Source organism: Chitinophaga varians, assembly GCF_014529945.1.
Lineage (GTDB): Bacteria > Bacteroidota > Bacteroidia > Chitinophagales > Chitinophagaceae > Chitinophaga > Chitinophaga varians.
Genome location: NZ_JACVFB010000008.1, coordinates 1 through 15,739, shown reverse-complemented (window position 1 = coordinate 15,739; position 15,739 = coordinate 1). Strand labels below are relative to the sequence as shown.

The 15,739-nt window shown below is 52.4% G+C and carries 12 protein-coding genes; 5 read left to right on the top strand and 7 right to left on the bottom strand.

The genetic code is table 11. The features are described from left to right. Positions 1–7: 7 nt before the first annotated feature. Positions 8–538, bottom strand: a complete 531-nt coding sequence (locus tag ICL55_RS30975) for an RNA polymerase sigma-70 factor (RefSeq protein WP_188105107.1) — start codon at positions 536–538, stop codon at positions 8–10. Positions 539–698: 160 nt separating this feature from the next. On the opposite strand from ICL55_RS30975, the gene ICL55_RS30970 reads away from it, so the two are divergent. After that, the gene (locus ICL55_RS30970) at positions 699–1,649 is read left to right on the top strand and encodes a gliding motility protein GldB-related protein (protein ID WP_188105105.1); all 951 of its coding nucleotides are present in this window, start codon (positions 699–701) and stop codon (positions 1,647–1,649) included. Positions 1,650–1,687: 38 nt separating this feature from the next. Beyond that, positions 1,688–2,512 carry an alpha/beta hydrolase gene (locus tag ICL55_RS30965; protein ID WP_188105103.1) on the top strand — a complete coding sequence of 275 codons (825 nt, stop codon included), beginning with the start codon at positions 1,688–1,690 and terminating at the stop codon, positions 2,510–2,512. On the opposite strand, the gene ICL55_RS30960 is transcribed toward ICL55_RS30965, so the two are convergent. Then, positions 2,502–3,167, bottom strand: coding sequence for a hypothetical protein (locus ICL55_RS30960; RefSeq protein ID WP_188105102.1), 666 nt, complete (start codon positions 3,165–3,167; stop codon positions 2,502–2,504). The two genes, ICL55_RS30965 and ICL55_RS30960, sit on opposite strands and share 11 nt — an antisense overlap. A 191-nt stretch (positions 3,168–3,358) precedes the next feature. After that, positions 3,359–3,574, bottom strand: coding sequence for a hypothetical protein (locus ICL55_RS30955; RefSeq protein WP_188105100.1), 216 nt, complete (start codon positions 3,572–3,574; stop codon positions 3,359–3,361). A 119-nt stretch (positions 3,575–3,693) separates the two neighbouring features. On the opposite strand from ICL55_RS30955, the gene ICL55_RS30950 reads away from it, so the two are divergent. Further along, positions 3,694–5,574, top strand: coding sequence for a M1 family metallopeptidase (locus ICL55_RS30950; RefSeq protein WP_188105098.1), 1,881 nt, complete (start codon positions 3,694–3,696; stop codon positions 5,572–5,574). Here ICL55_RS30950 and ICL55_RS30945 read toward each other — a convergent pair whose 3' ends face one another. Next, positions 5,575–6,771, bottom strand: a complete 1,197-nt coding sequence (locus ICL55_RS30945) for an alpha/beta hydrolase family protein (protein WP_188105096.1) — start codon at positions 6,769–6,771, stop codon at positions 5,575–5,577. 31 nt (positions 6,772–6,802) lie between these two features. After that, positions 6,803–8,083, bottom strand: coding sequence for an OmpA family protein (locus tag ICL55_RS30940; RefSeq protein WP_188105094.1), 1,281 nt, complete (start codon positions 8,081–8,083; stop codon positions 6,803–6,805). Between the two features lie 152 nt (positions 8,084–8,235). Between ICL55_RS30940 and ICL55_RS30935 the strand changes: the two genes are divergently transcribed. Both ICL55_RS30935 and ICL55_RS30930 read left to right on the top strand, forming a co-directional pair. After that, positions 8,236–9,297, top strand: coding sequence for a cytochrome-c peroxidase (locus ICL55_RS30935; RefSeq protein WP_343067905.1), 1,062 nt, complete (start codon positions 8,236–8,238; stop codon positions 9,295–9,297). Positions 9,298–9,301: 4 nt separating this feature from the next. After that, complete coding sequence (locus ICL55_RS30930) at positions 9,302–9,790, top strand: molybdopterin-dependent oxidoreductase (RefSeq protein WP_188105092.1); 489 nt, start codon at positions 9,302–9,304, stop codon at positions 9,788–9,790. A gap of 1 nt (position 9,791) precedes the next feature. Here the strand turns inward: ICL55_RS30930 and ICL55_RS30925 are convergent, their stop codons facing one another. Both ICL55_RS30925 and ICL55_RS30920 read right to left on the bottom strand, forming a co-directional pair. Then, entirely contained in the window at positions 9,792–13,370 is a 3,579-nt protein-coding gene (locus ICL55_RS30925; protein WP_188105090.1) for a DOMON domain-containing protein, read from the bottom strand. Between the two features lie 13 nt (positions 13,371–13,383). Further along, on the bottom strand, positions 13,384–15,549 hold the full coding sequence (locus ICL55_RS30920) for a T9SS type A sorting domain-containing protein (RefSeq protein WP_188105087.1): 2,166 nt from the start codon (positions 15,547–15,549) through the stop codon (positions 13,384–13,386). Positions 15,550–15,739 lie beyond the last annotated feature (190 nt).

Here is a 15,739-nt window from a genome sequence, read left to right as displayed (position 1 = left end):
GAAAGGGTTAGAGGAAGAACAGGCTGTAAATTTCGGGGTTCAGCCGTTGCCGTAACAGGTGCAGGCCTCTCTTTTTCTGCGTCTTGACGGTATTGATGCTGATATTCAGCTGATGAGCGATCTCCTGATTTTTCAGTCCATCTATATAACCAAGGCGGATGATTTCCTGACAGGCTTCAGGAAGTGTCTGTAATACACGATTAATTTCTCCCAACACTTCAGACCGGATCATGGTCAACACCACGGTGGCATCATCGGTGGGGGGAGTGGACTGTGAGGCGACAAACTTCTCCACCACCTTTTCATGGCGCAACAGGTTCAGACAGGCGTTACGGACGGTGGTGTACAGAAAGTTTTTGATGGCTACCGGATGTGGCGCCACCTGCGCACGTTGTCCCAGATAGCTTACAAAAGCTTCCTGTGCAATGTCGCGCGCCTGGTCTTTGTCTCCCGTAAACTGGAAGGCAAAATAACATAGCCGCGGATAATAGGCTTTAAAAAGACTGGCTGGTTCCAGTGTGTCTGACTGCATAGACATATTCGCTCCCTTTCTTATCTGGTTACTAATATAGCGCGATTTCGGGCAGCGCCGGTACCGGCACCTGAATATATAACGCAGTGGTAACTTACACATAAAATCGCAAAAAGTAAACAAATAGCCATTATCTTAGGGCCGCAAACAACAAGTACCCCTTTTTATGAAATCTATGCCCATTATCCTGGCAGTATGCTGGCTCTGCATGACTGCATCTGCACAAAAGAAGGCCCCCAATGTTATCACCGCAGATATTGATAATTTCTGGAATGCCTATGACAGCATCTGCTCTACAACCGATAGCCTGAAACAGTTGCAGTATATCAAAACACAGTACATCGATAAAGGTACGCCCGGCCTGCATGCCTTTATGAAGGTCAGGGAAATTACAGCGGAAGAGTGGGTGAAATGTATCCGCCACTACCCGAAGTTTTGGGGGTCTATACGGAGCAATACCGATAAGGTCAAAAAACTGGCGCCGGAGTTCGGCCCCGCTATTGACAAACTACGGGAACTATATCCTGCATTAAAGCCGGCAAATATCTATTTTATCATAGGTACACTGCGTGCCGGTGGCACTACACTGGGCGATATGGTGCTGATTGGCAGCGAGCTGGTAGCTGGTAACGCTGCTATAGATATCTCTGAATTTCAACCTGGAAAACAGAAATACCTCCGGGACTACTATGTCACAGACCCCCTAAAAAACGCGCTCCTGCTCAATATTCACGAGTATGTACACACGCAACAGCGCTGTGCCGGTTATAACCTGCTTTCACAGGCAATCTGTGAAGGTGCGTGTGATTTTGTGACGGAGCTGGTAACGGGGAAAAAGATACCGCTTCGTTACATGGACTATGGCACTGCCAACGCAAAAGAGGTCCGGGAAAAGTTCATCGCGGAGATGTACAATCCCTCCTTTGACGGCTGGATGTATAACGTAGCATCACCCAATACGCCGGTCGGAGACCTCGGTTATTATGTCGGGTATGCTATCTGCAAGGCCTATTACCATCGACAAAAAGACAAAAAAGCTGCCGTTCGTCAGATCATAGAACTGAATTATAGTGACAGTACGGCGGTAACACGGTTTTTCAAAGCTTCCGGCTACTAATACTTATTTTAGCATTTTACAAGTCGACCTGTTTTTTTATGAAGAAATTATTAGTCAGCGGTCTGTTACTGGGCAGCATCCTGGTGGCAAAGGCCCAACAGACCCCGTTTGCCCTTGGCGTAACCGATAAAATAACCTCGCGTGAACTCGGAGAATCCAGAACATTGAATATCTATCTGCCGGAAGGCTACAGCAAAGACACCGCTACCTATCCGGTGGTTTATCTGCTGGATGGCTCGGCCAATGAGGATTTTATACATGTGTCAGGATTGGTGCAATACCTGACCATGATCCGTTTTATGCCGCCGGTGATATTGGTGGGTATCGCTAATGTGGACAGGAAGAGAGATTTTACTTTCCCGACCACGATTGCGGAAGATAAAAAAGCTTATCCCACCACCGGTGGATCGGCGAAGTTTATTGATTTCCTGGAGAAAGACTTGCAGCCTTATATCTCAAAGCATTATCGCGTAAGGCCCAATCGCACGCTGGTGGGGCAGTCGCTGGGCGGTCTGCTGGCTGCGGAAGTGTTGCTGCGCCGTCCTTCGCTCTTTGAACAGTACGCCATTATCAGCCCCAGTTTCTGGTGGAATAACGAGTCACTGCTGGCGGAAGCGCCGGTGCTGCTGCGCAACAATCTGAAGAAGCCGGTCAGCGTATACCTGTCTGTAGGAGAAGAAGGGGCTATCATGAAAAATGACGCCACCCGTTTTGCCGGGATACTGGCAGCGGTCAGCCCGCAGCTGATGGATGCACGTTATGTGCCCATGCCGGCGGAGAACCATCTCACGATACTGCACCGCACCCTGTATGGCGGCCTGGACACGCTGTTTCATAAGATGGTGCCGCCTGCTAAGCAATAATATAATCTTTCAGTACTACCGGCACATAGCTGTTGTCTACATACAGCACCGGAAAGATACCGTTGCGGTGCTGTATGTAGTCACACGTTACTTTGTCGAGCGTACTGAAATCGAAAGATCTCAGATAGATCTGATGCCCACCTGTAAAAGAAGCAGGAAGAGAGTAAGTCTGCATGTTGACCCCTACCTGTGAGGCGCGTAACAGCCGCGCTACCGTTCTGTCATCCGGGTTGCTGGTGTCAGACGGAATATTGCCCACCCGTTCGGAGATGTTTTGCAACAGGGCAGTGTCCCAGCGGGTATCGCTGGTGCTGAAAATACCGTAGTACAACTGTTGCTGTTCATTGGATTTGATGATCTTAGCCAGACAGACGGGTTTTTGGGAGATGTTTTCCAACACCTGTTGTTTCCCTTTTCCGGAGATGATCACAAACAGCGCAACACCGGCCATCGTGATCAGTCCTGCCGTCAGCCCGTAGCCGCTTTGCAGCAGCCTGCCTTTGTTCAGCAAATAAAGCGTAAGACCGCCGACAACGATCAACAGGGTCGGTAATAGTAACGACTTGTTACCGGAAGTAAAGTGTGCGTAGTTTTTTTTCCAGTCGGTTTTCTTTTCAAGATGTTCCAGTTTGGTGACATCATAATGTGCCATCATGAGGGTAGGCGTTTTTCATTTCGGGTGAATAGTAATAAAGTAAGGTTTCCTGTCTATAGTGATCCACTTACAAAAAAATTGGGTTAATCGGCCGGTCGTATCAAGTAATGCGTAAAGATAAAGAAAGTCCGGCAGTTGAACATCAACTGTGGGAAACGAAATAAAAAAATACCTAAAAACAAGGAGTGTGGTCAACTGCCCAGCACTACTTCTATCGCAGCACCCAGTTCTGCGGTTTCCGGCGTTTCATTGTCAGTATCTTTCTCAAACCAGATATCAGCGCCGTCACTGTCTTGTTTCCTCACTAACTGCATCGCCTTATTGGGCAGGGATACCAGGAAACAGTCGGCCGACTCCTGCGAAACGGCGACCAACTGCCCATGGTAGTCGATATGAAATGTACTCATGGTAGGTCGTTTTACGGAATAAACCACAATCATTATGCCCGTATACCGGTGAGCGGACTGAACAACACTGTTTTTTGAGCCAACTTTTCCTATTTTTAAGCCTGCAACAATTCAGGCTTATGAAAAGATGTTTAAACGTCCTGTTATTACTGGCTGTTACTACGATGGCAGCACAGGCACAACAACTGTACGAACCCCGTAATATCAGGAAGGCGTATGAGAATAAAACCCGCTCCCGCAGCGGTAATCCCGGTCCCAATTATTGGCAGAACAAAGGACGGTACGATATCCATCTTACCGCCCATCCTCCTTCTCCGGTGGTATATGGCAGGGAATCCATCACCTATATCAACAACAGTCCGGATGCACTGGAAACGCTTGTGCTCGATCTGATTGGAAATCAACACAAGCCGCAATCACCCCGCACCGGATACGTCAGCAAAGATTATTTGTCTGCCGGTATGGTCATCGACACCCTGGTGATCAATGGCAAAACGATAGCTTACAACAATGATAACGGTACCGTAGGCACGGTATCGCTGCCAACGCCGCTGGCCTCGAAAGACAGCCTGCAACTGCAGATCAGCTGGCACTACGAGCTGTCCGTGGAAAGCGGACGCGAAGGTATCATCGATAGCACCACTTATTTTCTCGCGTACTACTATCCGCGTGTAGCCGTATACGACGACTACAACGGATGGAACATGCTGCAGCATTTCGGCCGCGCAGAGTTCTACAATGATTTTAATGACTACAAGGTGGCTGTGAAAGTACCGAAGAACTTTGTGGTATGGGGCACCGGCAACCTGTTGAATGCTGCGGAAGTATTACAGCCGGAGTATGCGTCCCGGCTGAAAACATCCTACGGCACCGACTCCGTCCTGCACATCGCTACCCGTGAAGAGATGCTGGCCGGAAAAGTGACCCGCCAACAGGAATGGAATATCTGGAAATTCAGCTACAATGATATCGTGGATGTAACGCTGGGCCTCAGCAACCATTATGTATGGGACGCTGCCAGCGTGATGGTGGACAGCGCTACCCGTCGCCGCTCCAGCATACAGGCGGCTTACAACGATACGGCATATGATTTCCGCCATTCGGTGAACTTTGCGCACACCGCCCTGTCCTATTTCTCGCATCACTGGCCAGGCGTCCCTTATCCCTATCCGGTAATGACTGCCTTCCAGGGATATGCGGACATGGAATATCCCATGATGGTCAATGACGGCTCGCTGGGACAGGACCTCGACTTCGCGCAGCTGCTACAGGACCACGAAATGGCACATACCTATTTCCCTTTTTACATGGGCATCAATGAAAGCCGCTATGCTTTTATGGATGAAGGATGGGCTACTACGTTCGAATACTTCGTACGCATACACGAAAAAGGAAAAACCAGCGCAGATGATTTCTATAAGAAATTCCGCGTGGCCCGCTACATCGGCGACCCGTCTGCGGAAGAAGATCAGCCTGTCATCACCATGTCCAACCAGGTGAGCGGTGATGGCTACTCCGTTAACTCCTACGGTAAAGCATCGTTGTCTTACCTGGCAATAAAAGACCTGCTGGGGGATGCACTGTTCCGTAAATGCCTGCATACCTACATGGACAAATGGCACGGTAAACACCCCATTCCGTGGGATTATTTCTATTGCTTCAATGCAGCAGCCGGACAGGACCTCAACTGGTTCTGGCAGAACTGGTTCTTCAGCAATAACTATATCGATCTGAAACTGGCCAATGTGGTGACAAAAGGAAAAACAGCCACGCTGCATATCGATAACGAAGGCGGCTTCGCCATTCCGTTTGACGTAGTGGTAACGTATGCCGATGGTACCAAATCCACGGTACATCAGACGCCGGCGGTATGGAAGAAAAATCCGCGTACGCTGCAGCTGTCAGTGCCGGTGAATAAAGCCGTAACATCCGTTACGCTGGACGGCAACCTGTTTATGGACGCTACGCCGGATAACAACACGTGGAAAAACAAACGGTAATTATCTTTTTCTGATCATCGCCGGGTAAACGGGCGTACTATACGTCAGCGAATCTTTACCGGTGATATTCACAAACAAAGCGGTAGTGCCTTCGGGTGCTGCCGCTTTTATTTTTTGTCCGTTGATCGTGGCGGGTGCGCTATGCCACTGCCGTTGCTGCCAGTTGATGGTATCAGCAGTATAGCATACCACTGCTTTGGCGGCTTCATATCCCGCCGGCAGCGTTATCACTAGTTGACCGTCTTCTGCGGTCGCCATGGTGAATTTCGGCAGTGCTGCGGTGTCTTTCACTACTTGTCGCGCGAAAGCAAATATCTCCGGCTGCTCCCACTGATGGCCATGTTTACTGGTGATGGTCAGGGATTGCAGCCGCGGCCCCTGGCCCATGAAGGCGGTCCGTTGCCAGATATCCAGTGGAAACGCCGGATCGTTGGTGCCGGTCGCCCAAAGGGCAGGCGTCTTGCTGTTGTTCAGATATACCGATGGGTCCCATTGCTGTTGATAGGTCTCCAGCTGTCTGGGCGTCATGGCATCGAAATGAATTTTAAAACCGGGAGCGGTGGTGTTGTAGAGATAACCGCAACCATACACCGGAATGGCAAACGCGAAACGGTCATCCAGCCCGATGACGGTGGCGGTGATCACGCCGCCCCAGGAAATACCGTGTATGCCTATCTGTTGGGGATTAATTTCTTTAAATGACCGCAGCAGCGACATCGCTCTGCTGACATCGGCTACGGCATGATAGTACCACTGTTCTTCTTTGGCCAGTTCTATATCGCCGAAAGTGGTGATGCGGGGCGGACCGCCATAGGTATGCGCCGGCCGGTTGGGATGGCTGCCCAAAGGCAGATGACCTTCCAGGTCCATGGCGATAGCAGCGAATCCATGATCTACCCAGGCTTGCACCCAGGCGGGGAAGGCGGTGCCACCGCCGCCGTGTACACATATCACGGCAGGCCATCCTCCCGGCGGCGGTGTGCCGGCAGGCGTTTTATAATAGGCGAAAACCCTTGTCGGATTTGATTTGTAGAGCAGTCCTTCGTAGAAGAAGGAACGGAAACCAGGTACCTGGCAGGAATCGGCGGGATAGGTGCGGGGTGTCTCACGCAGGCGGGAGAGGTCCCAGGGAAGAGAACTTTGAGCAGCCGCAAAAAGACTGCTCAAAGTCAGTATGCATAACAGGAATTTTCTCATAACACTAAAAATAGTGCAGGATTCCGGTTATTTATAATTTGATAAATTCTACTCTGCGGTTGTTGGCCTTGCCTATTTCGGTGTTGTTATTGTCGATAGGCTGTGTTTTACCTTTACCGTCAGTTTCCAGGCGGGCCACATCGATGCCGAAGTCTTTGCCGAGGGCCGTCTTCACCGCGTCAGCGCGGCGTTTGGACAGGTCCAGGTTCAGCTTGTCGTTGCCATCTGCATCGGTATGGCCAACGATTTTTACTTTAACGGCCGCATTTTCTGAGAGCACATTGGCGATATCTTTCAGCGCACCGTAGGACTCCGGTTTGATCTGATCGCTGTTGGTATCGAAGAGGATACCATGGGAGATGAATTTGCCTTCGGTCATCAGTTTGTTGCGGGTATCGGGCGCGCCTACGGCCAGGGTGATATTACTGATGTAAAAAGTACCATCGTTTTTGTCGTAGTCGGGAGCGTACGCTGCAAATGCGAGGGTGTTGAGTACGGCGCCGGCATCCAGTGCACGCGGCAGGTCCAGTATCTTGGTACTGTCAAGGTATACGCGTACCCGTTGTTTCTGGCGCCAGAGCGATAACCGTACATAGTTTTTCTTCGGTACGTTGAATACCGGCAAGCCATTGATGGTATTGCTGCCGATCACGTTGGACGAATAACTGAGGAAACCATCGCCGGACGATTTAGGCGCTAAACTCACCTTAAAGGAAGGAGACATGATATGATCACCATCGCCCAGATCGAATTTCTCGTTAGCGTCGCTGGCCTTTAACACGCTCACCGTCAGCTTACCGATGCCTGCAATGCCATTGCTGGCCATGACATCTACCTGTAGGGTGAAGTTGTCAGGCAGATTGCTGGTCAGATATTCCGGGTAGAAAATGCCGTCCTGTTTGATCGCCAGCCATTTGCCGGGACGGTTGCTTACCGTCACGATTTCTGCGCCGGAACGGGTGTTCCACTGGCCGGGGAACTCGCCCACGGCATCCTGCGCGAAATTCTCGTGCATGATGATTTTTTCTCCCGGCACAAAATCAAACCGGGAATAGGATTTGATGTCCGTGTTCACAGGGCCGCTGGTATTGGCTGCCGGGGCGTTGTTAACCGTTTCTCCGGAAGAGGAAGTGCTACCGGCGTTAGTGGTGCCCTGATCGCTTTTCTTTTTGGGAGCGGTAGCGTCGTCAATGGTTTTGTCAATCTTCTCATTGACTTTCTGCTGTACTTTATTTTTGATGCGGTCAAATAATTGGGCCTGTGTAGTACTTGCTACGGCACAGATACCGAGCAACAGAATTGCCTTTTTCATGATAACAACAATATGGTTTCTGAAATAATGGATAAAATGCCCTGCAAGGTACGTTGGTAGAACATACATTCCGCAGGGGGCGTGTTATTTTTTCCCGAAGTTACGGTTTAGGGAAACGTTGACCGCTTTCTGTTATATTTACCGGTAAAAAAGTGTTGTCCCGTAAAGCGATATTATCAGGACTGTTGCTGATGATGGTGATCATGACGGCGCAGATGCCCGCCAGCCGGGTGCCTGTGCCGGTAACCCTGTCGTGGCCGGACTATTTTGGCAACCGGGTGTTTTTGCCCGCCGGTAATCCGGTTACGGAAGATGGGATAGCGCTGGGACGGCGACTGTTCTATGAAAAAGCTTTGTCTTCCACCGATCAGATGAATTGCGCCACCTGCCACCAGCAGGCAAAAGCTTTTACCGATGGCAAACGTTTCAGCGCCGGTGCCGACGGGGTGCTGCAACCCCGCAATACCATGTCACTGGCCAATTTGCTGTGGGTACGGCAGCTTTTCTGGGACGGCCGCGCCGCCAGCCTGGAAGAGCAGGCGGTCACGCCGCTCACCGCTGCGCACGAAATGGGCCAGTCGCTGGAAGTAGCTGCTGCTAAACTGCAAAGGCAACGGCGCTACCCGGCACTCTTCCGCCGCGCGTTTGGGTCCGACAGCATTACGGGCGACCGCATCGTGAAAGCCCTGGCGCAGTTTGAACGCACGCTTATTTCGGCCAACTCCCGCTATGATCAATATTTACAGGGAAAATACCAGCCGTCAGTTGCTGAAAGCAACGGTATCACGTTGTTCTATGCCAACACGGATACGGCGCGGGGTATCCGCGGGGCAGGCTGCGCACACTGCCACGGGGGACCTAAAACATACAGTGACCTGTTTCATAACAACGGGCTGGACAGCCTGCCCGCGGATGCCGGCCGACAGCTGATCACGGGACAGGCTTATGATAAAGGCCGTTTCAGGGTGGCTACGCTGCGTAATATCGCCCTCACGGCGCCATATATGCATGATGGCCGCTTCCCCGATCTGGAAAGTGTGATCGATCATTACAGTGAGCACGTTGCGCACAGTGAAACACTGAGCCCCTTTTTACAACAGCCGTTGCGCCTCACCGGCCGGGAGAAAAAAGACCTGCTGGCTTTTCTGCATATGCTCACCGATTCAACCTTTATCACTGATCCACGTTTTTCCAATCCTTTTAATAATAATTAAGTCGATGATAAAAAACTGTTTTTTAGGACTGCTGCTGCTCATGGGAATCAACGCCATAGCTCAACAAAAGCCGGTGGTGAAAGTATCCGGAGAAGTGGCCCGTCCGCTGACGCTCTATCCCGAAAACCTGCGCCAGATGAAACGTACCACTGTTTCGCTAAAAGACCGTGACGGTAACGATCATGCCTATACGGGGGTACCTGTCCAGGAAATTCTGGAACAGGCGGGTGTCACTACCGGCAAAACATTAAGAGGGGAGAATCTCAGCAAATACCTGCTGGTACGGTGTGCTGATGGCTATGAGGTGCTGTTCTCACTGGCGGAACTGGACAGCAGTTTTACCGACAGAGTGGTGATACTGGCAGATGAATCCGGCGGACAACCGCTGCCCGCCGGAAAAGGGCCTTTCAGATTGGTGGTGCCCGGAGAGAAAAAGCCTGCCCGCAGCAGCTTCCAGGTAACGGATATGATTATACGGTTCGCTAAGGATTGAGTTATTTTTCTACGCCAAATTCTACTTCATTGGCCCAGTGCACTTTCCAGTCAGGATGAAAGGCACGCGCATTCAGCTTCGACACGCTCCGCTCTTTGGCCAGCTCCATGCAACTGCCGGGAGCACCGTTGTCATTTACGCGAAAGGAAAGCTTTATCCGCTGGCCTTTGTCTACAGCGGCTTTCACGTCGGGTATCTCACTCCACGGGATCGCGCATTCGGTGATCACGGTATTGCCTTCCCGCCGGATGACCAGCTTACTGTTGGCCACAGCCCCTTCTTTGTCCGACTTAGGTTGCCTCGGAAAGAAATGTTTTCGGTTAAGCCCCGGTACCAACAGCCGCCACATCTCCGTACCACCGCCATATTGCGCTGCCACCGGGTTAAAGGCATATTCATAGTCGGTGCATTTGTAGCCGGTAAAGCGCGGCATGGTACCAGGCGGATTGGCCAGCATACCATCTTTCCCTTCGGGAATAACGTTGAAAGCCAGCAGCACGTTATCGTACGAATACCCGAGGCCTGAGTTGTCGGGCGTTACGGGGTTCTTCTGATAGGTGTAATGCCGTACGCCTGCGGGCCATACCAACGGCTGTTTTATCTCCTTCAACACCGGCGTGATGGTAACGCCGGCGGGTAAACGCGGTATTGCACCCACAATGTGGTGGCCCCAGGCGCCATATACGCCTTTCCAGTTGCCGCGGGTGTCAAAATCCTCTTTCACAAAGATGCTGTCGGATGACGGCTGATCAAACATCAGCGCGGCCAGCTTGGCCGTATACCACCAGGCATTGCTGTGCAGCACAATGCGCACATCGCCTTCCAGCCGCAGCACTTCCCAGGCGCCGCCCCAGAGATTGGTAAGCGTACGACGGAACAGATTTTTGCCGGTGGCATGATCATACACTTCCAGCCGGGCGGAAGATACCCGCAGCGCCGGCAGGTACAGCGCTACCTGCGTGGCTTTCGGCAGATGGAGGTCCAGCCCGAAAGCATTGGTGTTGTCACCGCTCTCCCAGTAGTGCAGGATACGCTCGTCGCTGCCGGGCAGCTGCAAAGCGCCTGCATCGGTGGGAGGCACACTGTTTTCTTTGGTGATAAGTGATTGCTGCATGTCCAGCACATAGGAGGTATCGGGATAAAAGAACTCGTCATCCGGCCGTTGCGCAAAACGGTACGTGCCGGGATGAGGCGTACTATCGGCCACTTTAGCGGCGAAATAAAAATAATGATCATCATAGGCAAAATATCCGTTGGCATATCCGTTGGCGTTAGTATCAAAGTTTTTGAACGGATACCAGGCGGCTTCTGTGACGCTCACGGTGGCAGCGCCTTTGCTACTGACCGTCTGCGGCAACGCCTGCTGCCAGTCGTCCAGCCGGCCATCTACCTGAATGTTTAACCGCGAGACCACATTCACGTGCATATCTTCATAATGCGTGGCCATCCCGTCTGTGCCGGCATCGAAATGCACGGAGAGGGGATAGGTGTTGTTGGCAGCCGCCACTCCGCCCGTGATCTGCACCGGGACGGTACGGGTTTCGTGTGGTGCGAGCAACACGGTGTCTGGCACTGTTACACGCAATCCCTGCAAAGCCACTGTGAGGTGCCCTTTCACGGGACGGTTGAGGATATTGGTCAGCTGCAGCCGCATCACCGGCGACTGTGAGATGCGGGCGGTCATGTCTTTAGCGATAATCTCCACCGGCTCGTAACCTTCTATGCGTGCGTTTTTTAACGCGGCCAACAGCTTGGCGAAGGCGCCTTTAGTCCCGTCGGTACGCAGGTAATAACCCTGACTATTGAGCGGTATGGTCAGCTGACCATGCTCCGCAAACAGCTGATTACCGTAGAAATCATACAGCCGGATATAGGAAGCTGCCGGTAGTACCATACGGCCGCCACTTAACGGACGATACTGTTGCAGCAGTTGTTGCAGGCTGTCAGCGGTAGCACTGCCGGCAGCCAGGGCTGTTCTTATTTGTTCTTTGTCGGCCATTTCCGGTAGCCCCCTTACGCCGCGGAACAACACTCTTTCCGGGCCAAAGGCCTCACCAATATCTCCGGAGATGACAGCGGTGCCGTCATCAGGATTTTTTTGTCCGTCAAATACCATGATCCACGGCAGCCCGTTCGGAAACAATAACCGGTTGAAGTTGCGCTCACCCACCAGGTGCTGTACGGCGCCCAGTGCGGCGGCCTGTGACCAGGTGTCGGGGATACGCGTGATTTCTCTGGTGCCCTCCGGCGTGCGTACTTTCTGCGTGAAATGTTCACTGCCGCGGCCGCCGGTGTACATGTAACCGGCGTATATGCCCATGGACCGGTCATAACCGGAGGACCGGTTGGTGGCTATGGTGAGGCCTATACGATCATCAGTATTGCCTACCCAGCTTTCGGTGTCCCAGATTTTTACACGGCCTCCGGGCGATTGGCGGTTAACCCACTCCGGATAAAGGGCCGGCGTTTCAATGCCCTGATAGTGAATGGAGCAGAAATCGAAAATGGGCAGGAAGGTCATTTTACCATCGGCGAAGAGTTTGTCCCACGCGTTGGAATTGGAATCGCCGCCGCCTACCAATACGTCGGCGCCTTTCTTTCGTGCATCCAGCACCGCTTGCGCCATGACGGTATATATCTCGCGGTAGCGCAGAATGTCTGACTGCCAGCCGGAGATGGAAGCGCCTTCCCAGGGCTCGTTCCACAATGATACCGCGGTGACTGGCCCCTTAGGCCATCCATACTGCACGCACAGGCGGTTGACGAACAGCTGGAAGTCTGCATCGGAGCCTGGCGCCCATACATAGTCCTGCTTGGTCTTTTTCATCACACGGTTGGAATCGAGGAAGGAGCGGGGCATGCCCAGCGGCAGGGGTGCAGTGCCGGCGCCAAACATCAGCAACACTGTGATGTTCTTCGACTGGTATTCTTTTATTTTGGCGTCCAGTTCCTGCATCTTCTGCGTATAGTCGGGCGCGGTAGTAGGCGTATAATCCACGCCCATCCGGATAGCCTGCACGCCTATACGTTGCAGAAAATCGGCGCCCATGTCATCGAGCGATTGTTTAGGATACTGTAACCGTTGTGGGTTAGCGGCGAAGGTACGTACCAGGCTGGTCACCATGCGGCGGCCATAACGCCCAAGGTCCATCACCAGGGCATACCCGCCAAAGCGGGCGGGTATGCTGGGTAAATGTTCTATGTTGACGTAGCCACCAGCGGGGATGTCCACTTTCACCGGAACACGGGCCACTTCTCCCTGGCGGATCATTTCGGGCAACCATATATCGCCGGGGAGGCCACGGGTACCGTAAGGAATCAGTTCAATACTGCCGGTGGCTACCAGCGGCTCGTTGAGCCGGTTCACCACCTGCAGGGTGTACGAAGGTTGTTCTCCGGGCCACAACACATTAGTCGGGCAGGAGGCGCGGACCACGCTCACGTCATAGTCGTAATGCCGCTGATTGTTTTTCACGCCCAGCACCTGCTCGTAGTGGACCCAGTCGGCAGGCGCTTTCATTTGTGCCATACCGTTATACCCGCTGCTGACCAACAGCCCGAGTATCCATAAATATTTCATTCTTTTTTTCTTTTTATAGCTTGATGAATTTCTGCTGCCCTACCACCTTGCTACTGGCGGCATCGGTGATGCGCAACACGTAGGAGCCGGGCATCAGATTGGCCACATCGGCAGTGATAGCGCCGGCGCTGGCTGCCTGCATGGTTTTTACGGTTTTACCGGAGAAATCAAAGATGTCGAGTTTAAACCCTTTCGATGCGGTTTGTTTCAGATCGATATACAGTGTTTTGTCCACCGGATTAGGAAACACCCTGAAGGCCGCGTTAGTATTACGGGTGAGCGTAGCTGATGCCGCAGTGGTGCTGTCTGTCGTGGGCGGCGGCGGTGCCGGTGTCCAGCGGTAGAGCACTACTTTGTTGGCGTTGTAATCATCTTTGGTGATAAGATATTCCCCGGTGGTACGATGATACGCTTTGATGCCATACTGTGAATCCACGTCGTTGCCCACATACACAGCAGGGTTGCTGGTGTTCATCGTGAGTACCAGTGCGCCGGTGCTCAGGTCAAATACGTCGATATCCGGGATGGCATAGTACCCCACAAAGAGATAGTTGCCGGCGGCCGACATGGACTTGGCTTGTGCGCGGCTCAGCGTGATCACCAGATTGGGCGTACGGTTACCGGTTTTCCAGCCACGGTACACTTCTATTCTGTTACCAATCAGCGTCCAGTCGGTATGGCCGCCGGCCAGTACCATCATATCACTGGCGGGAACATATTCTATACGGTTCAGCCGTGCGATGGAAGTGGGGGTGGGCGTGGATATCACCGGTCCATAGATAGGTTTGCCATTAGCGGCAAAACCTGTCAGCGGATAATGCTGAATGGCATTGGTTTTATCCTGCGATATCCATACATCGCCGATGGAGTCGAGGCAGAAGCCGTTGCGCACCTGGCTGATAGTGTCCATGGGTATAGCGATATAACCATCAGTAGATTCATTAAAATAATACCGATAAAATACATCGGCGTTCTGATTGTTGGCGATGAGTATCTTATGCCCGTTTACATTGGCTAAATGCCCGAAGTGTTCGCCCCGGCCGTGGTCCGTCATCTGTATGCGGGCGTCCAGCGGATAGCGGTAGGGATCTACGGTATTGGCCACGTAGGCGCCGCCATCGGTACCGGTATAGGAATAAAGGATATTGCCGCTGTAGAAATAGGTGCCGTCGCTGCCGGCATCGGCGGAGGCATTACCTTCGAAGTTCATCGCCTGCAGGGTCCATTGCAGGTTACCGGCACTGTTGTAACAATGGATATCGGTAGCACCGTTGCGGCCCAGGTCCCAGGTGCCTCCCCATGGATTGTTGAGCACATAGAGATTGTCCGCTGCATCACGACCGATGCCCACCACACGAGTGAAACGTTTGTCGCCCACGGTGCCGCGGAGGGCGGTGGACTGGTTAAGGTAACCACCCTGTACGCCGAAGGTCCCGGATAGTACAGGCGTTCCCGTTAGGTTGCCATAAATCTTGATCTGCATGTCTGGCCCCTGGTCGCCAATCAGCAATTGACCACGGGCACTGTCGGCATACAGGGCCGATGGCCTTGCCGTAGTGCCCAGTGTAATCACCGGGCCGGCTACGCCGGTGGTGTCAAAACTGGCCACAGTGCCACTGTTGAGCTGCGCTACCCACAGATGGCCGCTACTGTCGATAGCCAGCGCGCCCGGCGTGGCCACCGACCATTGTCTGATGGCAACACCACCAGTGGTAAATACTTTGATCATATTGTTGACCAGATCGCTGGTGTATACACGCCCATAGGACACCGCTATGCCCGGCACGGCGTCGTTGGCGCCGGTATTAACGGTGAAAAGCAGGTCGCGTACTTTGGTGGTACGGTTGTAACGCCCCACTTTGCCGTTGTTGGGCGTCTCCTGGGCGGTGAAGATATAAGTGGCATCGCCACCGATAGCGCAGCCCTGCGATTCTTTGTTGCCACCCATGGAGCCCAGGGTATTGCCGTTCTGATAGATACCTATGTTTCTACCTTTTTCGTCCCAGCCGGAAGCGGTATAAATCACGCCCTGGGGAGACACCCACATGGAGCGGGCACAGTTGCCTACGTGTTTGTTGACATCAGAGAACGTGTTGCCCATCCAGGTGGTGATATACTGGCCCTGGCTGCTGGCATAGGTGAGCAGCAGGCCTGATAATACGGTAAACGTTTTTTTCATATTGTATGGAATTTTGTCTCGCAAAGCGCGCTAAGTAAGAAATCAAGATCGCAAAGGAGTTCTTTCTCCGGACGCTCTTAAATTGCCTTCTTGGGCGCTCTTCGTGAAATGAGTGGGAAAAGGGTTTTTTATATTCTTAATTTCTACTTTCTTAATCTTTCTTTGTTATTCTTGATCTCTGTTTATCATT